The 25136-nt window shown below is 45.9% G+C and carries 12 protein-coding genes; 11 read left to right on the forward strand and 1 reads right to left on the reverse strand.

Going from position 1 to position 25136, the window contains the following annotated elements; genetic code table 11:
* Positions 1-172: 172 nt before the first annotated feature.
* The gene (locus ACJMM9_RS03420; RefSeq protein ID WP_405323873.1) at positions 173-4672 is read right to left on the reverse strand and encodes a response regulator; all 4500 of its coding nucleotides are present in this window, start codon (positions 4670-4672) and stop codon (positions 173-175) included.
* 99 nt (positions 4673-4771) lie between these two features.
* Here ACJMM9_RS03420 and ACJMM9_RS03425 point away from each other — a divergent pair, with 99 nt between their 5' ends.
* From ACJMM9_RS03425 to ACJMM9_RS03475, 11 genes are all read left to right on the forward strand, one after another.
* Positions 4772-8407 carry an exodeoxyribonuclease V subunit gamma gene (locus ACJMM9_RS03425; RefSeq protein ID WP_405323875.1) on the forward strand — a complete coding sequence of 1212 codons (3636 nt, stop codon included), beginning with the start codon at positions 4772-4774 and terminating at the stop codon, positions 8405-8407.
* 2 nt (positions 8408-8409) lie between these two features.
* Positions 8410-12219 (forward strand): UvrD-helicase domain-containing protein, encoded by a 3810-nt coding sequence (locus ACJMM9_RS03430; RefSeq protein WP_405323877.1) that lies wholly within the window; start codon positions 8410-8412, stop codon positions 12217-12219.
* Position 12220: 1 nt separating this feature from the next.
* Entirely contained in the window at positions 12221-14356 is a 2136-nt protein-coding gene (locus ACJMM9_RS03435; RefSeq protein WP_405323879.1) for an ATP-dependent RecD-like DNA helicase, read from the forward strand.
* A gap of 71 nt (positions 14357-14427) precedes the next feature.
* Entirely contained in the window at positions 14428-15129 is a 702-nt protein-coding gene (locus ACJMM9_RS03440) for a hypothetical protein (RefSeq protein WP_405323881.1), read from the forward strand.
* A gap of 118 nt (positions 15130-15247) precedes the next feature.
* Positions 15248-18376, forward strand: coding sequence for a type I restriction endonuclease subunit R (locus tag ACJMM9_RS03445; RefSeq protein WP_405323883.1), 3129 nt, complete (start codon positions 15248-15250; stop codon positions 18374-18376).
* 37 nt (positions 18377-18413) lie between these two features.
* Positions 18414-19910, forward strand: coding sequence for an ATP-binding protein (locus ACJMM9_RS03450; protein ID WP_405324020.1), 1497 nt, complete (start codon positions 18414-18416; stop codon positions 19908-19910).
* The gene (locus ACJMM9_RS03455) at positions 19903-21777 is read left to right on the forward strand and encodes an N-6 DNA methylase (RefSeq protein WP_405323885.1); all 1875 of its coding nucleotides are present in this window, start codon (positions 19903-19905) and stop codon (positions 21775-21777) included. Before ACJMM9_RS03450 ends, ACJMM9_RS03455 begins: the two co-directional genes overlap by 8 nt.
* Complete coding sequence (locus ACJMM9_RS03460) at positions 21774-23000, forward strand: restriction endonuclease subunit S (RefSeq protein ID WP_405323887.1); 1227 nt, start codon at positions 21774-21776, stop codon at positions 22998-23000. The genes ACJMM9_RS03455 and ACJMM9_RS03460 overlap by 4 nt, the downstream gene beginning before the upstream one ends.
* Before the next feature lie 4 nt (positions 23001-23004).
* Positions 23005-23652: a hypothetical protein gene (locus ACJMM9_RS03465; RefSeq protein WP_405323889.1), complete on the forward strand. Its 648-nt coding sequence runs from the start codon at positions 23005-23007 to the stop codon at positions 23650-23652.
* A complete protein-coding gene (locus ACJMM9_RS03470) occupies positions 23624-23857 on the forward strand; it encodes a hypothetical protein (protein WP_405323891.1) in 234 nt (77 codons plus the stop codon). The genes ACJMM9_RS03465 and ACJMM9_RS03470 overlap by 29 nt, the downstream gene beginning before the upstream one ends.
* A gap of 29 nt (positions 23858-23886) precedes the next feature.
* On the forward strand, positions 23887-25089 hold the full coding sequence (locus ACJMM9_RS03475; RefSeq protein ID WP_405323893.1) for a potassium channel family protein: 1203 nt from the start codon (positions 23887-23889) through the stop codon (positions 25087-25089).
* Positions 25090-25136: the final 47 nt, after the last annotated feature.

Raw genomic sequence — 25136 nt, forward strand, 5'->3', positions numbered from 1 at the left:
CGGGGCCCCAGCTCGGAGTTGCGAAGGCCGCACGGGCCCCTCCCTGCACCCTCCCCATCCTTGGCCGACGCTTTATTCTCTCGACGAAATATAAGGTTTTCACTTTTTTCATTTTTTCTCGCAATTAACAAAAAAAAAATCAATAAAAATTTTTTAGAACAGCACTAAAAGCTTATTTAAAGAATTTCGCGAGGGTGGTGCAGAGGGCATTGACGTCCACGGGTTTTGCCACATGGTCGTTCATGCCCGCTTCCATCGCGGCACGTTTATCCTCATCAAACGCATTTGCCGTCATCGCAATAATCGGCACATTTGCGACATCGTTATTTTTCAGCTTGCGGATCTGGCGGGTCGCCTCGTAACCATCAATACCAGGCATCTGAATATCCATCAGGACAGCGTCATACTTATTTGTCGAGAAACGCAATTTTTCAACAGCCAGGTCGCCACGTTCCACCGCAGTGACTTCTACACCGCGGTCTTCCAAGATTTCCGTAGCAATTTCCCGATTGAGCACATTATCCTCGACAACCATCACCTTGCGGCCAGTAAAATCAAACGATTTGGCCAACGAAATCAACTGTTCCGACTCAGCAACATTCCCCGGTACATTTCCGCAGAACCGTTCAAGCATTTGTTGCAAATCCGACGGAAACAACGGCTTAGCAAAGAAAGATGTCACACCCGCTTCAAGCGCTTCTTTTTCAATATCCAGCCAGTCATACGAAGTAAGCACGACAATCGGAATTCTAGAATCCACAAGCTTGCGAATCTTACGCGCAATTTGAACGCACCTCATTCCCGGCACATTCCATTCAATCAGGAACAGACGGTATTCATCGTTCAAGGCTCTCGATTTTTCTATATAAGCCAGGGCCTCATCTTCAGAGGAGCACAAGTCATACCACAACTCTTCAAGCTTCACGGCGGTATCAACCGTTCTACAGACACTCGGCCGATCGTTTACGATCAGGCAATGCAAGCCCCTGAACTTTTTGCAAGCAGCAATTCTATTGGGTTCATCGCAAAGCTTAAATTTAAAAGTCATAATGACTTCGGTGCCAACATTTTCCTTGCTCAAAATGCGGATCGTACCGCCCATCATATCGACAATATTTTTCGTGATGGACATGCCAAGGCCTGTTCCCTGAATACCGCTTACCGTCGAAGAATTCACACGGGTAAACGGCGCAAAAATCTGCTTCAGGAAATTTTCACTCATGCCGATACCATTATCCTTCACAAGGAACTCGTAAATTCCATAACCCGGTTCAGCAGGAACCTCCTTGACATTCATTGAGATGACACCTTTTTGAGGCGTATACTTGATGGCATTGGAGACGACATTCAGCAACACCTGATTCAAGCGCAGCTTATCGCACATGATCATTTCGTTGCTAATGTTTTCAAGTTCAATAAAGAACTGTTGCTGCCGAGCGCGAACATCCGAAAGAACAATTCCCTTGAGCGTATGGATTATATCCGCAAGGCGTTCTGGACGATCCATAATATTCATCTTGCCCGATTCAATGCGGCTCATATCCAGGACATCATTGATAAGCGACAGCAAATGCTCCGAAGACTGCTCAATTTTCGCAAGATAATCTGCAACCTGTTCCTTATTGTCAATATGCTTCGCAGCAAGACCCGTAAAACCAATAATGGCATTCATCGGCGTACGGATATCATGGCTCATGTTGTTGAGGAATGTAGTCTTTGCGCGGCTTGCAGAATTAGCCATCCGAAGAGCCTGTTCCAAAGCCTCCTTGTCCTTTTTCTGCTTACGGGTTTCCTCGTCAACGCTATGGAAGCCAGCGACAATCTGCACAGGATTCGTCGCCGTCAACACAAACTTTATCTGCCAGTATTCAACATGGTCAAAGACATTAGCCTTGAAATTCACATAATAGGCATTCTTGTTCTTCAAATTTTCAAGAATGATTTCACGGCGCGTCGATGCGTAGAACTGGTCCCGATCTTCTTCACAAACAAACTGATCCTTGATGACATTCAACCGTTTATTGAATCCCAGAATTTCTCGCCAATTCCTGATGATCCGCGGGAAAACATCCGTACAGCGATAAACATTTTCGTGCATGGAAACTGTATCGACATAACAGACCAAGTCAAAGTCCTCGGCAAGACCCTGGATTACAGACTGCTGCTGGATTTCCTTGCGAAGAATATCATCCTTATCTGCAAAGCCAAGCGCCACATATTGGGGGTGATCGGAATCGCCGACTTTCACAAACTTCATCTCGCAATAGCGATTGAGGAAGTTCACGTACATCGTGTTAAAGCTTTTGCGATTGGCAAGCTGTTCCCGGATATTCTTAATGGAACCCGCCTGGAGCATTCGGTTCTTGTAGATTCCGCTCACAAACTTATCGACATACACGGAGTACGCCAAGGAATATTTAACATTTTGCTTAAATGTTTCACCAAACGAATTTGCAGTCGCCTTGTTCATGGAATAAGGCGTTATCTGTTCGGAATCAAGATCGATATAATAAACGGACGTGTATTCTGCGGAAAGCGCCTCGATGATGGAAATATTGCGTTCCAGCTCCTCTTTCTGCTCTGCTATCTTCTTGTTCAGCTGGATTTTTTCGGCACGTTTCTTGTCCACCGCTGCAAATGTCATAATCACGAGAGTCGCAACGCCATTGCGGCGTTCCACGACCTGCATGACAAAACTCACCCACGGATTATTGAAAATCGATGCTTTAAAAAGCAGCTCTCGGCGATCGTCATGTGCAAGGAGCCGCTGGATATATTGCGGGCTTGCAAGGCGCATCCATTCTTCCTTGTATTCGCTATCGACAATCTGCACCATTCGGCTAGCGCGATAGGAGCATGTATTGCGCTGTTGCTCGTTGCCAAAATCAACATGCCTCGACGGCAAAATTTCACGCGCAGAATCATTCGACAGATCACAAAGGAGAATCGCCTCGTACTCGGCCATGATCTTATCATGGACAAATCGAGCACTCACTTCATCATCGCGGTTTGCAAAGGCCACAATTATTGCTTTCGGTTCCTCGTTGTCTGCGCCGACCTTCACAAACTTCATTTCACTGTAGCGCATATGTCCCGACGATTCCGAACGGAAAAGGGTCACGTATGTTTTGTTGTTCTTGAGGTAAGCCTTGATATTGCTGACATTGCCAGCCTCAAGCATCTTCTCCTTATCCGCATCATAGACCCGTTCATTTACAAAACGCAAATAGGCATCAATATATTTAATGCCGTTCTTCTTCATTATTTCGTAATAAGGTCTTGAAATTTCATTCATCGAATACGGGATCATTTCCTCGGTCAAAAGATTGACATACATAACCGACGAATATTCAGACGCCAAGACATCAATGATCGAAAGGTTTCGTTCAAGTTCCTTTTTCTGCTGCACGAGCTTTTCGTTCAAGCTGAGCTTTTCGGACTGGTCCCTATCCACAACCGTGGCCGTCATGACAAGCGTTACCGGGACACCGTCAATCCTATCCAGGACACGAAACACGTTGCGGCACCAAAAATACGAGCCGTCACCCGTCAAATGCTTGAAAACAATTTCCCGGCTATCTGTAGTCGCAAAAATACGTTTCAAGTTTTCAATACTTCCAAACTCATTCCACTGTTCCCTGAATTCCTCATGAACAAATGCTGACGCGTTCTTGAAGCCGACTTCAAAAGGAATAATATCCTTTTCTTTTACGCCATTGTAATACTTTGACCTGCGAATAACCTGTATGATATCCTCTTCCAGGTTGATAAGGTCAATATTTGCAAATTCTTCACTGACTTTTTCGTTAATTTTTTTATTGATAACTTCATCGTTCTTGTTGACAAAGCCTACCAGAAACTCATTTTCTTCGCCAATATCAAAGCGCATTACGCGTACTTCGTACCAACGCGCATACCCGAGCGCAATATCACGGAATAAAAAGCGGAAACTATGCTCGCGAGAAAGCCGGTGGAGAATATTTTCCATATTAAGACCCTGCAATATTCTTGCTCTATCCGCAGGGTGAATCACATTTATAGCGACAAGGCCGCCTGCGCCATCCAGCTTTCCTTCGGCCGGGAACAACCCCTTGAGTTCGTCTTTACAGTAAAGCGTCCTAAAAGTTTTCCGTACCGGATTAAAGACAAATACAGATTCCACCCGTTCACCAAATTTCATAACGATGCTTTCGTTAAGATGGCGTTCAAGTTCGTAACGTTGCTTGGAACGGATATCACGGTCCACATTGCGAAGCCTCATGACGAATCCCTTGAGTTTACCAGATTCATCACGATCCGCAAAAAAGTTCATCTGAAAATAAATTTCGGCGCCTTCAAATTCGCACCTGAACGGAACCACATATTGAGAATTCTTTTCAAGATTTTGAAGAATTGTTTCGCGGCGAGTGCTTTTATAAAAAATATCACGGTCATCTTCACAAATAAAATTTTCGCATATAAGCACAAAACGCTTATGGAGATTCCGTTCCCCGCGAAGCGCAGGAACACGAGCCACGAGAAACTGGCTGGCATGAAAGATTTCAACATCATCTTCTTCAGGACTTTTAGACAAGTCCACATAGCAAACACAATCAAATTCATCCGCAATCGATTCAATAATTGCGTTACTTTTTTCGATCCAAGATTGTTGGTTTATATCTTTTTTTATCATGCTTGCCCCGTCTCCATCAAAATATATGAAAAATCCCCAAAATTAAAATGAATCCATCAAAAACATGCGATTCGTGTCACAGATTAATATATTGTAGCCATGCTTTACCTGAAATTTGCGCTGAACCTAGAAAACCTCGCCGATGAACTGATCGAGGCGGTATCCAAGGCATGGACAAACCCGTTTGAAGCCCCGGCAGTCCTGTTCCCGGACCCGAAACTGGAACAGTGGTTCAGGCTAAAATGGGTACAGAAAAAGAAGTCGCTCGTCGGGTTCAATTCGATGATGATCGACCGTTTCCTCATGGAAATTCTCATCGGCGATGACCCGCACAAGCAAAAGCTGAATTCCGACATGCTCCGGAACGTGATTCTCGCGCACCTCGTCAAGGAGACAAACGGTACGCCGAACTACATGCTGATGGACGATGAAGTCACACGTTACCTGGTGATCGACGGAGCGCTCGACGAGACGCACCTTTTTGACTTTGCAAGCAAGATGGCTTCGCTGTTCTTGGAATACGAGACAAGCAGGCCGAGCGATTTCATTCGCGGCACCGACGGAAAGTCTGCACCGGGCATTCTCGACAAGTGGAAGCAAGGGCAATTGGATGACTTTTTTGGAATAGCAAACCACGACATTGCAAAGCGTGAAGCCTGGCAGCGCAAGCTGTACTCCGCCATTTTCCACGCCCACGACGGGAAGCTTTCGCTGCTTTCCGAAGTTTTCGAAAACGAAGCAAAGCGCAAGGGTATCGAACGCACGGAATACATGACGATCCCGTACCTCTACATTGCATGCCACGACAAAAATGGCAATGTTCAATTCCACACGGAACACACAGGCAACACGCCGCTATTCATTTTTGGCCTCGGAGGCATGGGCCAGTTTTACCGCGTAATTTTGCAGAAGTACGCCGAGACGCACGACGTTTACGCCTACATCCAGAATCCCTGTATGGAATTCTGGGAAGACACTTCAACTGTTCACAGGCAAAACGCAACGATTCACCGAAACTGGATTTCACGCAGTGGACAGTGGAGCGACAAAAATGGGGACATCGACAAGGTCCGCGAAAAAATGTCCGTTGGGATTTCGGATGCGGGCGAAAGTAACGATGTCGATGACATCCCCGAATACACAAGCGCAGAAGCGGAATCCGAAAACACGCTGCTCTGCAACTGGGGACGTTCCGGCCGCGACAACATCAAGCTCTGGTGCCAAGCAGCCAATTACGATTTCGACTTCAGCACAAGCGATGCAAGCGATCTCCCGCACGATACGCTTTTGCACAAGGTGCAGTACGCAATTGCAAACCGCATCAACACATTGCCGGACTTTACCGCAAGCGATTGCAAATCAAAAGACTTTAGCCTCGATGTGACCGCAGCGCCGACCAAGATTCGCGAAATCGAAGCGCTCCACACAAGCATCTGCAAACTCATGCAAGAAGGCGCTCGCGTGAGCGACATTCTCGTCGTATCGCCCGCATTGGACGATTACCGCACCGCCATCAAGACGATTTTCGACCAGACTCCCGAAAAGAAAAAGTACGCCAGCGAAAACGACAAGGACGGATTTTTGCACATCCCGTTCGCCATTGTCGATTCACCCGCCAGAAGTTCACAGACCGAAAACGTACTGGACAACTTGTTCTCGATTCTCGAACAGGGAACCATTACACGCCCAACGTTCTTTGCGCTTTTGCGCAATCCGGTCGTACAGCAGACGCGCCACATCAGCGAAGACGACGTGAACAATTGGGAAAGCTGGATCGAAGAGACGAACGTCTATCGCGACCGCGAGCACAAAAAAGAAGACTGGCTCGGCGGCGTTCGCCGTTTGCTGCTTGCGAAAATGACGAAGAATCCCGTTGTATTTTCACACGGAAATTCGAGCGAAACGCTCATGCCGTATGCCGACATGGCGACAAGCGACAACCGCTCGCTTTGCAAGTTCGTGGAATGCATCGAATCGCTCAAGATGTGGATGGATTTCGGAAAGGCCGGACAAGTCGCCGACCTCGACAAGCTCAGTGATTTTATCAGCGAATGGATCACAATGTCTGGCGCGCCCGACGGCTTCGCCAGTGAAACGATTATCGTCAATAACGTGATGCAGGCCATCGAAGGTCTCCGCAACCAAATGGACGCCGGCCTCGAAAGCATCTCGTGGAAGGTCGTCAAGCAGACTCTCCTCACCGCCGCACAGTCATCTGCTTACAGTTGCGGAACGCTCTTTGTCAACGGCGTCACGTTCATGAACTTCATCCCGAACCGCATTATTCCTGTAAAGCACTTGTTCTTTATCGGTGGCGATTCCATGAACTTCCCAGGCGCAAAACAGCACAACACGCTAGACCTCCGCAAGTCTTGCCGCCCGTGGCCGGGCGACGATTCGCCTATCGCCAAACGCCGTTACGCATTCCTCTGCCAGCTCATGAGCACAAGCGAAAGTTTCCACGTGAGCTACGTGAATCAGGACATCCGCAAGGACGCCGAACTTTACCCGACCTCCGTCGTGAACGACATCCGAAAGTTTTTGGTCAACGCTATTAATTGCGATAAGAATGGCGCACCCGCCGAAAAAATAGGGCTTTCCGAAGCGTGGCCCGAGAACAAAATTTCGCTCGATGAGACTCGCGACTTTACGGAACTTTTCTCGCAAAAGAGCCTCCGCAACAAGCGCGCATTCTTGAACATGATGCAGGACGGATTTGCCCATGTAAATCCCGCAACTGGCGCGATGCAAAACGCCGACGAAAACATCGCTGTAAAATTGCCCGAACGCGTTCCGCTGTACATGCTCAGCGATTTTTTGAAAGACCCGTTCGAATTCCGCATCAGCCAGATGCTCGCCGCCTCCGAATCCGACGATCCGGAAAAGGAGCTGTTCGAGCCAATTCATTTCGAGCCTCTGCAAAAGAGCGAACTTTTCAAGATGATGGTAGCCGCAGAACTTTCGCACAAGTCCGAAGAGCTTGAAAAATTCAAGAAGGAATCCGCACTCAAGGGCAACATGCCCGACGGCATCTTCGGCGAAAAACTTCTTGCCGAAATGGAATCGCAAAAGAACTTGATTCTTGCAAAAATGGGAGAAAATCTCGTTTCGCAAATCAAGGAATCCTGGAGCTATCAAGCAAAAATCCAGGACATTCAAATCGACCGCAGCGCTGATAGCAAGTGGACACTTTCGGGAACGCTCGACTGGTGCAATAGCGAAAATCTCGACAAGATTTCCGAGATGATTTCGGTCTCTTCGTCTTACAGCAAGACGACTCTGGACAAGTTCTTATCCCCTTACGTCAAGGCGCTAGCCATCATCGCACAAAGAGCAAGCACTCTCGATGCAGAACAGACCGTAAAGATTTCCATTTACAACACCGACGCCACTGCAGAACCGGCGACAGCGACGGTTTCCATGACACCTCAAAAGGCAACAGAGACTTTGCAAGAAATCTACACTGCGGCATTCGGCACCGAAACGGAGCGCCCTTATTCCAAGGCTATTCCCGCGAACTTGCTCGACACGCAAGGCATTACAAACATTCGCGCGTTCAAGGACAAGCTTTTAGACTGCTGGAAATATTTCGACAAGAAATCGCTTTTCGACCCCATCACCGATGTCGGTTTTGAAGCCAATAACTTCACAAACGAATGGAACGATGCGATAAAGAAAATGCGCAGCCTCATGCAAATTACAGTTAGCGAAAACGTAAAAAGAAGGAAGGTTTAATTATGGAAAATTTCAGTCTCCAAAAATTCGACCCTTCCAAAAGCCTTTTCATTGAAGCCTCGGCAGGCACAGGCAAAACGTACACCATCCAATTGATGGTCGCAAAGCTTATCAGCCTTGGCACACCGCTCAAGAAAATTCTCATCGTCACGTACACCGAAAAGGCCGCCGGCGAACTCAAAGACCGCATCCGCAAAAAAATCGACGAAGTCCTTATTAGCCGCAAGCTCGACAAAACAAACGAGGAAGAAAAAGAACTCGATGACGCAACACTTGCGCTATTTTCCAAGGCTTACCAAGATGTAGACAACGCCGCCATTTTCACAATCCATTCGTTCTGCCAAAAGGCGCTCAAGGAATACGCCTATGATGCAGGCAGACCGTTTGACATGTCGATGATTGACGATAGCGAAGTTCACGATCTCGTCGAACAGTTCATTCGCGACAAATGGAGCGACAATAGCGATTTCCAGTTTTTGCTCAAGACCGATTCTGCACAGTCCATCGCCAACAAAGTTGCAACGGGTCTCGAAAATATCGTCAATGTCTATCGCGGTAGCGAAGGCGATCGTGAAATCATACCTCTCGACAAGCCGGAGCAAATTACTTTCGGCGATACTGCTTTAAGCGATGAAGACATTCGCACCATTGCCGTTGCAAAAACATTTGACGACATTCTCGACGTCGCCATTTTCCGAGACGCTTTTTCGACTCTCGAAAAACATTCGGCCGAGAAATTCAGCAAGACTTCAAAAAACTGCATCAGCGATTTTTTAAGTGCGCTCAAGCTTTGGGAAAAAGACAAGACGCTTTTTTCTGGCGTTTCGTTCAGGGACAGCGATTTCGTTCGGACAACTTGGCCGTCCGACGCTTACGAAGCTTTTTTGACATTCAAATCGTTAAAAGAATTACTCCCCTCCATCAATAGCGTTTTGCTCAACAACTTCTTGATTCCGCAAGCAGCAACTGTTTTCGACGAATGGCAAAAGTACAAGACCGAAAAGAAATGCCAGTCGTTTAACGACATGATTCTCTCGGTGCACCGCGCAGCGCTTGACACGAGCAAAGGCGATTCCTTGCTCAAGAGTAGACTCCGTGCGCAATACACGTACGCCATCATTGACGAATTCCAGGACACAAACCAATTGCAATGGGATATTTTCAGTGCCATTTTCGACAAGATTTTTGTCGTGGGCGACCCAAAGCAATCAATTTACAGTTTCCAAAGTGCCGACGTGAACGTCTATCAAAAAGCCATTCACGAAATCAACAACGGCATGTCGCTACAGACAAATTTCAGATCCACCACGGGAATCATCAACGGCTGTAACGAACTTTTCAAGGGAGACTTTTTTACTCCGAACGAAGGGGCCACAAAGCTCGTCGATTTCGAGCCATCGCTCCCGCCGCAAAACGAAAAGCAAGTCAAGGCTCCGCCTAAAATTGGAGGCAATGAAGTCGCTCCCATCTGGGTTAGCGATCAAGACATCAACGAAGTCGATTTCGCTCGTGCCGCCGTTCAAAAAATCATCGACTGGTGTACTTTCGTCGATGGCAAAAAAACAGCTTTGCAAGTTTTCAAGAAAGACGACTGCACGCAATACCGGAACGTGACCTTCAAGGACTTTGCTGTACTCGCCCGCAGCCGTGGTGAAATGGACGCCATCGAAGACGCCATGCGCTCTGCCGGCGTTCCGTTCAGCCGTTACAAAGACAGCAATCTTTTCAGTTGCCGCGAATGCGCCGAATGGATCGCCATTTTCAAGGCGATTAACGCACCTGATTTTTCTGCATGGAACAGGCGCCTTTTAAGCGAAGCGCTCATCACGGACTTTTTCAGGATTACCCGCCAGGACATCCACTATGCCGAAAGCAAAGCGTTCGACGACCCGAACAATCCCGTGCGCCAAAAATTAAACGCATGGACGGAACTGGCGCAAAAGCGCCGTTACGCAGAAATGCTCGAACGCATCTACAGCGATACGCAAGTCGAAGAACGCTTGACCGAAATTTCGAGATTGCAAAATTTGGCAAGGCTCCGTCAAATCGGCAATTACGCCATCGAGTACCTTTACAATCACAACTGTTCCATTGAAGATCTCGTGCGCCACTTGGAAGCACTTGCAAGCTACAGCGAAAACGCAGATGATGAAGACGGTAACCTCGTCGAAAAAAGCAGCGATTACGACGCTGTGCAAGTCATGACGATTCACGCCTCGAAAGGTCTCGAATTTCCTGTCGTGATTTCTGTCGCAGGATTCAAGGGCAAGCGCCCCGCAACAGGCCCGTTCCTTTATCACGACAACGACGAAATCCGCCTCGGCTTCAGTGAACATGCCAAGACCACGCGCGAGCGCGAAGAACTCGAAGAATGGAAGCGACTCTTCTACGTTGATTTCACGCGAGCCTCTTCGATTCTCATGTTGCCGCGTTACGAGAAATGGAAAAACACCAAAGGCGTCAAGCCGGAATACGCATTCCTTGAAAGTTCCATCAATGGTCTCATCGAGAATGCATCGGAACTGACGTCAATTTTACCGAAAGCGGAAAACTGGAATCCGCAACAGCTAAGCGAAACCGTCAAGGAGCGCATTTTAAAGCCGCTCAATGAAAATTCCGAAATCGGGAAAGTCTTGAGCACCGATGAAATTCGGGACAACCTCATCCAGCAAAAATGTGCCATGGCAAGTTTGCAAAGCAAACTCGCCGACGCAAGCATTATGCAGTATTCGTACAGTTCGCTTTCCGGAAAAGCGGATTCGCCTGTAGACGCAGATGATGGCAACCGCACGAATCGCGAAGGCGAAGAAATCGCAACAGCGCGTACGCCAACGGTCCAGATTCGTGACATCGATACCGCCGCCGTTAATTGCACCATCGCAGCGGATGCTTCGCTTGATTACCAAACGCATTTGAACGAGAGCGCACACAAGTTCCCACGCGGTTCGCATGCCGGTAACGCGCTACACCGCATTTTCGAATGCACCAAGTTCCAAGAGTTCGGTTTAGAAAACAAGACGCTCGAAGACGCTCTCGTGAATCCGCAAACGAGAAACATCATCGAAGAAGAATTCAAGCGCGAATCGCTCCCTATCTGGAATCATCGAGACTCCTGGATTGACATTGCCACGCGCTACACATGGAATACGCTGAACGCAAGATTGCCGGAGATCGCGGGCAGTTCAGTGCAACGCGCAAAACAAAGCGCGGGGAATGCAACACAAGATGCGCCGCAGACCTTCGCGCTGATCGACATTCCGCTAAGCGACCACAAGCCCGAAGTACAGTTCAACCAGAACGCCACCGACGAGATTCTGGCGAACTCCAATAACGAGAATCGCGCAAACTCTGAAAATAATGCAAGCGGCGAAAAATGCGCCGACAGCGACATTCTCAAGCGTTTCTGCAAAGGCTTCATCGACTTGCTTTTCATCCGCACCATAAACGGTCAAAAGTACTATTCCATTCTCGACTGGAAATCGGACATGCTCGAGAACAATAATTACACGCCCGAAGCGATCAAGGAAAAAGTCGATAACGATTACTCTATCCAACGCGTACTTTACAGCTACTGCTTGATTCAATGGCTTAAGCAGTTCTACGGCGAAGGCACCTCCGAAAACTTGAGCGAATCTGAAATTTTCGAAAAGCACTTCGGCGGCATCTATTACGCGTTCATTCGCGGCACCGAAGGCGGTACCCCCAAGGGCATTTACGCACAAACTTGGAAAAGCTTCTTCGATCTCGAAAGCGCCTATCAAAAAGTGAAAGACCTTATGAGCAAGCCCTCCATCGTTAAGGAGGAAAATTAAAATGGACCATAAAATACTCGCCACAGAATCAATTGACGATTTCATTGACGCGCTTATCGAAATGCGCGGCCTCGTCCCGCTTGACAAGCACTTGCTCCACTTGCTTTTTGAAATCAAGAACGACATTTCGCTCCACACGCAGAAATTCCTGACGCTCTGCATGTCGCTCCTTGACGACGGCAACACGCGCGTTCTGCTGAATGCAGAACAGTTCACGGACATGTGGACTCGCAAATGGAACGGCCTCGTGATGCTCCGCATCAGCACCGCCGAAGAAGATATCGACGAAAACGCTTTTGCAACCGCAAGCGATTTTGCAAGTATCATCGCACACGGCATTCAAGACATCTTGACAAGCGACTTTTCTACGATCATGGAAAGCCGCGAGACCGACACAGCATCTGCCGAAGATTCGTTAAGCAAGCCGTTCATTCTCGCCAAGCGCCAGAACGGAACGCACCTTTATTTCACCAAGCATTTCGACGCCAAATGCGTGATTAAAAAAGCAGCGAATATTTTATTCAAAGATGGTCGCAAACCGACCGATGAAGAAATAGCTCTGTGTACCGAAAAAATCGCAAACATCTGCAAGCCTTTCGGCGACAAGCCATTCACCATCAAGAAGCGCCAAGCTGAAGCCATCATTCGCGGGCAATCCGAAAACCTCGTTATCACAGGCGGCCCGGGCACCGGCAAAACCACCGTCGTTCTTTACATTCTGTGGAATCTACTCGCAAGCCACAGCGAAATGCTCAACTGGAACATCTATCTCGCCGCCCCGAGCGGCAAAGCCGCCGACCGTATGCGCGAAAGCCTTATCGACGGCCTCGCCAGAATCCGTGACGAACAAAAAAATGAAAACGAGCGCATTTTCCGCAAGCTGAACGAACTCGAAAGCAGCACCATCCACCGTCTGCTCCGATTCTCCAAAAGCAAGGGCGGATTCATGTACAATCACGAAGAGCAATTCCCCAAGAATTCCATCTTCGTCATTGACGAAGCGAGCATGATCGACATCGAAATGTTCGCAGCGCTTCTCGAAGCCATTCCCGAAGGCGCTCGCATCTTCATTCTCGGTGACCCGTTCCAGCTCCCGTCTGTTGATTCCGGCGCCGTTCTCGGTGAAATCTTGAAAGTGCAATCCGGCAAGGATTTTTCCGTCAAGCTCAACGAATCCAACCGATTTGACGATCGTTCAAACATCGGCAAACTCGCCGCCGAAATTAAGGAAGTCGCCGAAACCAAGGACAACAACAAGTTCGTTCCGCACAAATTTGCGCACGATTCCAACGAAATTGGGAGTGCGCGCATCCCCGACGCATCTGGCGACCTCGCAAACAAAAACGCAGCGACCTTCAAGGATAAAGTTTTCTACAGAAAACTAGAAACCGACAACACCCCGCTCACCAAAAAAGAAGAAGACAAACGCATCGAATCGTTCATTGCCGAATGGTCCCGCGATTTTGCAAAACTCCCTGAACTCGCCGAAAAGATCAATCCGCAACGCACCGGCACAGAATTGGACGATCCCAACCACAGCGAAACTGCACGACGCAATGAAATCTGGCAACTTTCGCTGACAAAGCGAATCCTCTGTGCCGAACGTCGTGGACTCCGAGGTATCGAAACCATCAACAAAAAAGTTTGTTCCAAAATCAAGAGCCTCTGGCGCGCCCAAAAGAAAACGCAAGGCGAAACCATCCAATGGGATGACTCCGGTTATTTCCCTGGACAACTCCTTATCATCACGCGCAATCAGGAAATGTTCAAGCTCTACAACGGCGACACGGGAATCGTCGTCTTTGACGGCAACACCCCCTGCCTCATGCTCAAAAAGGCGCCACCCCAGGGCAGCGAAAGAACCCGCGACGACTTTGTCTTCTACCCGCTCTCGGTCCTCCCCGAAGATTCCATCACCACCGCGTTCGCCATCACCATCCACAAGTCGCAAGGCTCCGAGTACAAACACGTCACCATGTTCCTGCCGACCAAAATCGGCCACCCCCTCCTTACCAACCAAATCATATACACGGGCATCACCCGCGCCAAGGAAAGCGTCACCATCATCGCAGGCGACGACACTTTCAAAGCCGCCGTTACCACCGTCAGCGAGCGCGACACAGGAATTTCGCTATAGTTTTACAATTCCTTGTACCCGCGCCCACATTTCTGTGTATATTTAAGTAAGAAAAAAATAAAGGAAGAAAAATGACAACAATCAAAGAACTCAAAGCAAATGGCGCCCCGCGTTTCAAAGTCCCGGGCAAAGAAGAAATCTACGACGCATTCGACCAGTTCCTCGCAGAGAATTTCCTCGGTGAAACCGTCGAAGCCATCCCCGCAGCACCGGCCAACGGCGAATTCGCCCCGCAGGCACTCGCCCTCTACGCCATCGCAAACACCGGCAAGGGCAATGCTGGTCTCTGGAAAGCAGGCACCGGCACATCCTCCAAGAATTGGGACTTGAGCTTTTTGCAAGGCATCCTGAACCAGTTCTCCACCCTCCCGGCAGCCACACGCGGCAAGACCGTCGCCGAAATCAAGGAACAGCTCGAAGACTTTGCCTCCAAGAAGTTCGCCAAGAACCCCGCAAACGCCCGTAACGGACTTTTGCACCTCTGCAACCCGAACATCTACGCCCCGATTTATTCTTTTGCAGACAAACTTGCAATTTGCAAGGAACAGTCTCGCTTACTCGAAGACTTCAAGCTTTCAAACCGTTGGGACAGCGGCCTCCTGAAACTCAAAGTCTTCCGCAAAGACGGCTACGTCGCCATCCAAACTGACGAACAGCTCTGCTGGATTTTCGATAAACTCTCTGTGATGCACAAAATCGAAGACGAAGAATTTGAACAGTTCATGAAAAACTACTTCACCGCCCCGAAAAAGAGCACCGCAAAGAAGAAGTAATAAAGAGTCACCCCGGATTTATTCCGGGGCCGCCATACACAAATGTTTATAGCTCATCGCCCGCAATTACGCGGGCGAATTTTTTGTTTATATTTACCTAAAAAAAGGTTCTTTGTTTATGTCCTACGAATACAGCGAAAACATCCTTGTTCAGGAAAGCGCCGGCGACTTGCTCCAAAACGAGTTGGGTTGGCGTGTTGTATTCGCATATAATCAAGAAATTCTTGGCGAAAGTGGAACATTAGGGCGAACCACTTACAGAGAAGTTTTGTTGCAACGGTATTTTCGCGAAGCACTTCAAAAGTTGAATCCGTGGATTACGTCCGTGCAAATTGACGAAGCCATTCAAAAGTTTACGACAACGCTTAGCACTTCTTCGCTACTCCAGATCAACGAAGAAAAGTACGGCTTTATTCGCGATGGCATTCCGGTCTCTTACAAGAAACCCGATGGCACTTCGGATGTTAAAAAGGCTCTTGTCATCGATTTTTCGAATCCCGAGAACAATGATTTTCTCGCAGTCAAGGAAATGAAAATTCACGGCGAAATTTATCGCCGCCGTACCGATATTGTCGGCTTTGTAAATGGCATCCCGCTTTTATTTGTGGAACTCAAGCGAAACGATGTCGCCGTGCAAAACGCATACGACGATAATTACACGGACTATCTCTCGACAATTCCGCAGCTTTTCTATTACAATGCATTTTTGATGCTTTCTAATGGAGTAGAGGCTAAAGTAGGAACGCTTGGCAGCAAGTATGATTTTTTCCACGAATGGAAACGTCTCAAGGAATCGGATGCGGGATCCGTCGCGCTTCAGACGATGCTTCGCGGAATTTGCAAAAAAGAAACGTTCCTTGATCTTTTATCGAACTTTATTCTTTATGATCATTCCGACGGAAATACGGTCAAAATTCTCGCTCGCAACCACCAGTATCTTGGCGTAAACGAAGCGTTCAAGGCTTACGAAGACCGCAAGCTTCGCAATGGCAAGTTGGGCGTTTTCTGGCATACGCAGGGGAGCGGCAAGAGTTACTCCATGCTTTTCCTGTCGCAGAAGATTCGTCGCTGTGCTAAAGGTTCGCCCACAATCGTCATTCTCACGGACCGTGACGAATTGAACAAGCAGATTAGCGATACGTTTGAAAATTGCGGAATGCTTGGCAAGGTAAAAGCATCCAAGTTCATCGCTACAAGTGGAAAGGACCTTGTTACAAAACTCAAAGGCAACCCGAGTTTCATTTTCACGCTGATTCAAAAATTCAACAAGAAAGATTTGGCTCCAATTTATCCGGACCACGATATTTTGGTGATGTCCGACGAAGCTCACCGCAGCCAGAACGGAGTGTTTGCGGATAATATGTGCGCCTTGCTCCCGACGGCATCGCGAATCGGCTTTACGGGCACTCCGCTTTTAAAAGATGACAACATCACCGAAAGAACTTTTGGTGGCTACATTTCCATTTACGACTTCAAGCGTGCCGTAGAAGATGGAGCAACCGTTCCGCTCTATTACGAAAACCGCGCCGACAAAATCAAGGAACTCAAGAATCCCGAAATTACGGATAAGATTCTCAATGCGATTGAAGCAGCGGACCTTGACCCGGAACAGCAAGAAAAGCTTGAAAAGGATTTTGCCAAGGAATACCACCTGCTTACGGCAGAACCGCGCTTGCGTTTGGTGGCAAAAGATTTTGCACACCACTATTCCGATCTTTGGACGAGTGGCAAGGCGATGTTCGTTTGCCTCAACAAGGTGACTTGCGTCCGTATGTACAACTACGTACAGGAATACTGGGCCGAAGAAATTGCAGCTCTTGAAAAGCAGTTGAAAACAGCAACCCAGCAAGAAGCCCAGGAACTGGAACGCAAAATCCAGTGGATGCGTGAAACGGAAATGGCGGTTGTTGTGAGCCAGGAGCAGAACGAGCAACAGACTTTTGCCAAGTGGGGCTTGGACATTACGCCTCACCGCACCAAAATGGAAAAGCGGGAACTGGACAAGGAATTCAAGGACTCCAAAAACAAATTTCGCGTCGTATTTGTCTGTGCCATGTGGCTCACTGGTTTCGATGTCAAAAGCCTCAGTTGCCTTTACCTGGATAAACTGTTAAAAGCTCACACGCTTATGCAAACGATTGCTCGCGCGAACCGCGTGAACGAAGGCAAAAGCAATGGCTTAATTGTGGATTATGCAGGCATTGTCAAGGCATTGCGTAAGGCTCTTGCGGATTACACGAACAATGTGAGCGGCGGTCACACCGACCCGACAATCGACAAGTCAGAATTGCTGAATCGCATTATCGAAATTATTGCGAAAACGGAAGCGTTCTTAAGCGGAGTCGGAGCGACGCTTTCAAAGATTATTGAATCCAAGAATTTTGAGAAAATCGCCGCAATCCAGGACACCGCAAATGCAGTCTGTTCTTCGGCTGAGAACAAGAAGACATTCTCCACATACGCTGCCGAACTTTCGCGTCTGGTGAAATACACGAATCGCGAAGACATCACAACCGAGAACCGCGACAAGATAAACGCAATAGATGCAGTCGCTCGCAATCTGAAGGCTAAACGTCGCCACGTAACCAACGTGGATTTGATGGTTCAGCTGAACCAGATTGTGAATGAATACATTGAAATGGACACGAACGACGCAAATAAGTCTTCAAAACAATTCGATATCAGCAAAATTGATTTTGAATTGCTCCGTCGCGAATTTGCCAAGGCAAAACGCAAGAACCTCTTGCTCCGCGATTTAGAAGAACTGGTAAAAGAGCGGCTTTCCTTGCTATTGGCAACTAACTCCGGCAGAATCAATTTCTACGAGCGTTACCAAGAAATCATCAACGCATATAATAGCGAACAGGATAGGGCGACCATCGAAAAAACCTTTATGGACTTGATGGATTTGGCTTCGTCTATGGATACCGAGCAACAGCGTTTTGTCCGTGAGGGTTTCAAAAACGATGAAGAACTCTCTATGTACGATTTGCTTTTCAAGGACGACTTGAGCAAACAGGACATCAAAAAGTTGAAATCGGTCGCCGTAGAATTGCTTGAAAAGGTAAAAGCTAAAATCGAAAGTCTCGACCATTGGACCGACAAGCAAGAAACCAAGGCCGCTGTGGATACCCTCATCCGCGACACGCTCTGGCAAGAATTGCCCGAAAGTTACGACGATGTGGCCATCAACATGTATCGCGCCCGCGTTTACGAATACGTTTACACCCATTACAGAGTAGCGTAAATCTGGAGGACCAGTGCGTATAGAAGATATTCTAGCCATGGAAGAATCCCAGACCTTTGACCGAAAGAGCGTCAACATCGCTCCGAAGGACTTCTCTAACCATGTGTGTGCTTTTGCGAACGCTGATGGTGGAATTATTGTCGTTGGCATTTCGGATAAGACTCGTCGCATTGAAGGTGTTGATCATCGAGAAAAAGAAGTCAATGAACTTTTACGTGTTCCGATGGATTTTTGTTCGCCGACGGTTCCGTTTGCTCATGAACTTGTTGAATGCGTTGATGCCAAAGGCAAGCCGAACCATGTGCTGGTATTCCACATAGAGGCAAGCCCCTTTGTTCATGAAAACCAGGCGCATGACGTTTATATGCGTGTGGGCGACAAGTCTAAGCTCCTTTCTTACGATGACCGTTTGACGCTGACCCTCGACAAAGGGTTGCGTTCCTTTGAAGATTTTCTTGTTCCAGACTCCTGCTACGAAGATATAGAGGAATCTTATCTCAAAGAATATTTGAGCTTAATCGGATATTCTAAATCCCCACGAGAGTATTTGCTGCAGAACAAGAACTTCGCAAAGGAGAAAGAGGGAAAATTGCAAATCAGCGTTGCAGCCATTTTGCTGTTCGGCAAGAAACCCCAGTCGTTTTTCCCGAGGGCCCGAGTCAGGTTTATCCGTTACGAAGGTACAGAAGAAAAATTCGGTGCCGAGATGAACGTTATCAAGGATGTGACTTTTGAAGGTCGCATTCTTGAGCAGATTCGCCAGGCGGTCGCCTACATCCAAACGCAGATCAAGGAACGTACCTATTTGACTGCGGGCGGAATCTTTACCACCGAACTAGAATATCCGGAATTTGTGCGTACGGAACTGGTCGTAAATGCGGTAACCCATAGGGATTATTCCATTCGCGGAACCGAAATCCAAATCAAGATGTTCGATGACCATTTGGTGGTGGAATCTCCGGGGAATTTGCCAAGTCAGGTGAAAATCAACAAGATTCGTAATTCACATTTTGCACGCAATTCCCATATCGCGGAATACTTGAAAGATTACAAGTACGTGAAGGATTTTGGCGAAGGTGTGGACCGTATGTGCCGGGAAATGGAAGCGCAGGGGCTGCCCAAGCCGGAATACAAACAGGACTCCTTTATTTTGAAAGCCATTATTCGAAATTCGGGTTATGTTTTAAAAAAAGTTGACTTTGCTCCGGAAAAGGTTGACTTTAATCCTAAAAAGAGTGACTTTTCTCCGAAAAAAGTTGACTTTGGCCTGCAAAAACTTAACTTTGAAAAAATGGTAGACGCTTCAACGTACAATATAACGATGAAAAGGCACATGAAGGCAATGATTACCGAAGTTGGGTTGCAACAGGTCTTTGGAGCCAAGTATGTTGCCAATTCCCTTAAGGTTAGCAAAACTGCCGCAATCGGAATTATAAAGAAAATGTTTAGTTTGGGCGTTATAAAGCCCGTGCAAGGAAATGGCAAAGGGAAATACATGCTCAATCAAGAAACTAGCAAGGACCAAAATGGATAACAAGAGTTTAAAGAAACTTGAAGCCGATTTGTGGGAATCTGCCGATTTGCTCCGTGCCGATTCCAAGTTGACATCGAATCAGTATTGCATGCCTGTTTTAGGACTTTTGTTCCTTCGTTATGCTTATGGCCGCTTCAAGAGAGTCGAAGCCGAAATTTTGAAAAAGCGCCCCAGCAGGGGTGGCCGCGTTCTCCCTGTAGAGCCGAGCGATTTTGTTTCGAAGAGTGCATTGTTCCTCCCGAAAGAAGCGCAATTTGATTACTTGGTGAACTTGCCCGCAAATATTGCATCGGCAAAACTCAAGAACGAGCACGGCCAGCCGCTCAACAGCCTTGGCGAAGTCGTGAACAACGCCATGGAACTTGTCGAAGCCCAGAGTGAAAAGCTCAAGGGTGTTCTCCCCAAGACCTATACCGACTTCAAGGACGAACTGCTCGCCGAACTTTTGCGCACGTTCAACAACAACGCATTGGACGATGTAGGCGGTGACGTGATGGGCCGCATTTACGAATACTTCCTCAGCAAGTTTGCCAAGAACATCGCGAGCGACGATGGCGTTTTCTTTACGCCAAAGTCCTTGGTGAAGATGATTGTGAATGTGTTGGAACCCACGCATGGTGTGCTGCTGGACCCCGCTTGCGGCTCGGGCGGAATGTTCGTGCAGACAGGCGACTTTGTGAACGCCGCCGGCATGGAAAGCAACGAAGCCATGACTTTTTACGGTCAAGAAAAGGTGGAGTACAATGCACAGCTTTGCCAGATGAACATGGCGGTGCATGGCCTTACCGGTGTAGTAAAGTCCGGCGATGAGGCGAACTCTTTCTATCACGACGCACACAATCTTGCAGGCGAATGTGATTACGTGATGGCAAACCCGCCTTTTAACGTGGATAAGGTGAAAGCGGAAAGTTGCCAAAATGCAGGTCGCTTGCCCTTCGGTCTCCCTGCGGTAAATAAGGACAAAGAAATAGGCAACGGAAACTACCTGTGGATTTCTTATTTCTACAGCTACTTGAACGAAACGGGCCGTGCAGGCTTTGTGATGGCTGCTTCTGCAACAGATAGCCAAGGCAAGGACAAAGACATCCGCGAAAAGCTGGTGGCTACGGGCCATGTAGATTGCATGGTGAGCGTGGGCAACAACTTCTTTTACACCAAGAGCCTGCCGTGTACCCTTTGGTTCTTTGATAAGGGTAAACACAAAAAGATTCAAGACAAAGTTTTGTTCATCGATGCTCGCAACTATTACACCGTTGTTGACCGCACTTTGAATGAATGGAACGAATGGCAACTCAAGAACCTGAATGCCATCGTTTGGCTCTATCGTGGCGAAACGCAGAAATATACGGAACTGCTTGCAGAATACCGTTTATCATTGCTTGCCTACGCTGATTCCACCGAAGATAAGCAGCTCGAAAAGATTCTCCGCAAATCCACAAAGATTGCAAATACTTTTGCAGAACTCAAGGAACATCGCGAAACGCTCCGTGCACAGGCGAAAACTGCCGTAGAAGCCACCGACAAGAAAAGCAAGAAGAAGACCCAGGAAGAATGGGATGCCCGCCTTGCGGAGCTTGACGAAATCATCGGAGTCGCCAAGGAAGCCGACTGGCTCTACGAAAAGTTTGGTGACGGCAAGTACAAGGACATTCTTGGACTCTGCAAGATTGCCTCCCGTGCCGAAATCGCCGAGAAGAACTACAGCCTAACTCCCGGTGCCTATGTTGGTGTTGCCCCCGTAGAAGATGACGGCGTAGACTTTGCCGAACGCATGACCGAAATCCATCAGGAACTCCTGAAACTCCAGGACGAAAGTAACGCCCTCATGAAAACCATCTCGAAGAACATGAAGGAGATGGGACTGTGAGATTAGACGAAAGACGAGAGACGAAAGACGAGAGAGTGTGTCATCCTGAGCAAAGCGAAGGATCTAAAACAATTCTGTCGGAGGTATGCGAATTTATTGTTGATTGTCCGCATTCTACTGCAAATGATGAAGGTGTTGGCTATCCCCTAGTGCGAACGCCGAATGTTGGTAAAGGACGATTGGTATATAGTGACATGCACCGAGTATCGGAAGATGTTTATAATCAACGAAATTTCAGAGCCGTTCCACAAGAAGATGATTTGATTTTTGCTCGTGAAGCACCCGCAGGAAATGTAGCCTTAATCAGAAAAGGAGAAAAGGTTTGTCTAGGTCAAAGAACTGTTTTATTGCGACCGAACAAGCAAAAGGTAGATCCAAGTTTTTTGACATATTATCTATTGGCACCTAAACAACAATATGGCTTAACAGGAACAGCTAATGGAGCGACCGTTGCACATGTAAATATGCCGACTATTCGTAACTTGGCGATTGAACTTCCTGATATCAAAATACAACAAAAGTTAGGTGGAATTCTTTCAGCATACGACGACCTGATTGAAAACAACCAGAAGCAAATAAAACTCCTCGAAGAAGCCGCCCAGCGCCTCTACAAACAATGGTTCATCGACCTCCGCTACCCCGGCCACGAAACCACCAAAATCGAAAACGGCCTTCCCGAAGGCTGGCATTATGGTAGTATAACGGAAATCTCAACTTGTTATGACAGCAAACGGAAACCTCTTTCTTCTAAAGAAAGAGACCAACAAGAAAAGATTTATCCATATTATGGCGCTGCATCATTAATGGATTGTGTTGAGAAATTTATCTTTGATGGGGTATATCTGTTGTTTGGGGAAGATGGAACCGTAATTACAAGTGATGAAACCCCAATGTTACAATATGTATGGGGAAAATTTTGGGTGAATAATCATGCGCATATATTTCAAGGTGCTAATGGTTATTCAACGGAGTTTCTTTATATGCTTTGTAAGCATATGAAAATAAAGGATATTGTTACTGGTGTCGCGCAACCGAAGATAAGTCAGGGAAGGCTGAATGACAAAAAAATTGTTATACCCTCTCGAACGATGGTTGCGAAATATTCTGAATTGACACAAACTGTTTTTAAACAAATACGCTTGTTAAGTGATGCAGTTAATGCGTCCAAGGAAGCCCGCGACCGCCTACTCCCCAAACTAATGAACAACGAAATCGAGGTATGAAAAAATGATTGACCAATTAATAGGTGTTCTTTCAGAAAATAAATATGCAACGGCTTTATCTATTTGTGCAATGCTTTTATCAATAATTTCTTTAATTTACAATAGAAAAAATGTGAAAATGCAGCAATATGTTAATACAATAACAAACGAAAGAATAAAGTGGATCGGTACATTAAGAAATGATTTTTCAAATATTATTTCTTATATATTTCTCACGGTTTATGTGGAAAAAGATGCCGAAGAATGGGAAGAAAATTATGAAGATAATTTTTTTCTTGAACATGATGATCCCGAAAATATATCAATGGAGGATGACATAGAGTACCGAGAAGTAAAAGAAAGAATTAGAGCTTATCAATCAATGGGAAGAAATGTAAAAAATGATAGGAATAATTCTAATTTTATTAAATGTATAGACTCCGTTGTAATGAAGTTAAATGATCAAGATGAAAATGATAAAGAATTAATTCATATATTGGAAGATGCAAAATTCTTGCCTTTTGGCTTATATGAAAAAAAGACAATTGAAGTGAAAATAAAAAAAATAAAAAATGTAATGCGAAAAACATTAAAAAATGAATGGGAACGCGTAAAAAAAGAAGTTCAAAAAGGAGGATTAGTAAATGGAAAACGAAAAAAAATCTTTGATTGATTTTGTTTTTGCGGCAACAATTGTTGGTGATTTTTTATTTGCGAGTGCCATATTTGTGATGATATGGAATAAAGTTATTACGGAGGTTCCTGGATATATATTTGCTTTAATAACATATGTTATGATGTGCTTATTTCAAATAGCTCTTTTTTATTTGAAATGGCAATATCAACTAGCAGAAAATAAATGTAAAAAAGAATCTTGAGTAGAATTTCACGATAAAAAATAGAATTTATGATTGATAACTTGAGAGAAAGTAATCTTAATGATAGAAGTTCAATATATGAATTCTTTAAAAACAAAGAAAATTATGAAAATATAGGCTTGCAACAAGTCTCTCCTCAAATAAACGGGGGGAAGCTTGAATCTAGTCTTGTAGAGAGTAATTTTGATGGAATCAAGGGTTCTCCAACTAATCCATGTGTTTTTCAAGATTGTGTCTTGAATTTATATTTAAAGTATCTATGGGATTCAACCATAGAAATCAATGACTTTGATCCTATTCTCTTACGCAATACTGTTGTCTTTGGAAATCTTTTTATAAATTTCCTTTCTAAGGATAATGAATGCTCTCACGCATCCATCAGCTTTGATAATGTTATTGTTTTTGGGAAAATAGAAATAAGTTCAAACATAAAAAATATCGAATCTATAAGTATTAGAAATTCTGCTGTTGATGAAATTTTTTGTTCGGATATTAAATTATGTGAAAAATTTGATATTTATGAATCATCGATTGGTACAATTTCTTTTCATGATGTGAAAATAAAAGATTTAAGATTATGTTGCTCACAAATAGAAGCCGTAAGAATAAACGATAATGTTTTTTTTGAAAAAAAAAGGACATGTAGAACTGACATAAATGTAGATAAAACATTTGATTTGAATAAGCGCGATATATATGACTATAAATGGAACACCTTGCCTAAAACTCGTTTTAACGCAAAAACAGCAAGAATGATGACTGATGATTCACGAGAAATCATATTTCAAAAAACATTCGAATTTTTGAAATCATTTCCCGTTGGAATTTCGTTAAAAGATTCTGCCGCAATAACAACTAAGAAATTGTTTCATGACAATAAAAAAAGTAAGGCGTATTTTCATCTGATTCTCAACTTTTTTTTAAATCCATGGATTGTTTTGATCGTTCTTTTTGTGATTATTGGTTCTTGTACATGGCTTTATGAGGGAAGAATGTTCTACGCTACTTTTTCGAGTCGAAGTGAACCTGCTCCATTAAGTTGCGGAGAAGCTCTATATTATTCTTTAGTTTCTTTTACTACTATCGGGTACGGAGACTTTATTTCTAGTGATCCTCTAGTCCGAGTGGTAAGTACAATTGAAGGCCTTCTCGGTATTTTACTTGGAGGCGCGTTCCTGGTGGCTCTGACTAGAACATATCTTGATTTTCATAACGATAGATTCAAAAACTGATTTTTAGATTTTAAAACTAGTATTCTTCTAAATATAGAGATACGATT

This window comes from Fibrobacter sp. (assembly GCF_045112255.1).
Taxonomy (GTDB): domain Bacteria; phylum Fibrobacterota; class Fibrobacteria; order Fibrobacterales; family Fibrobacteraceae; genus Fibrobacter.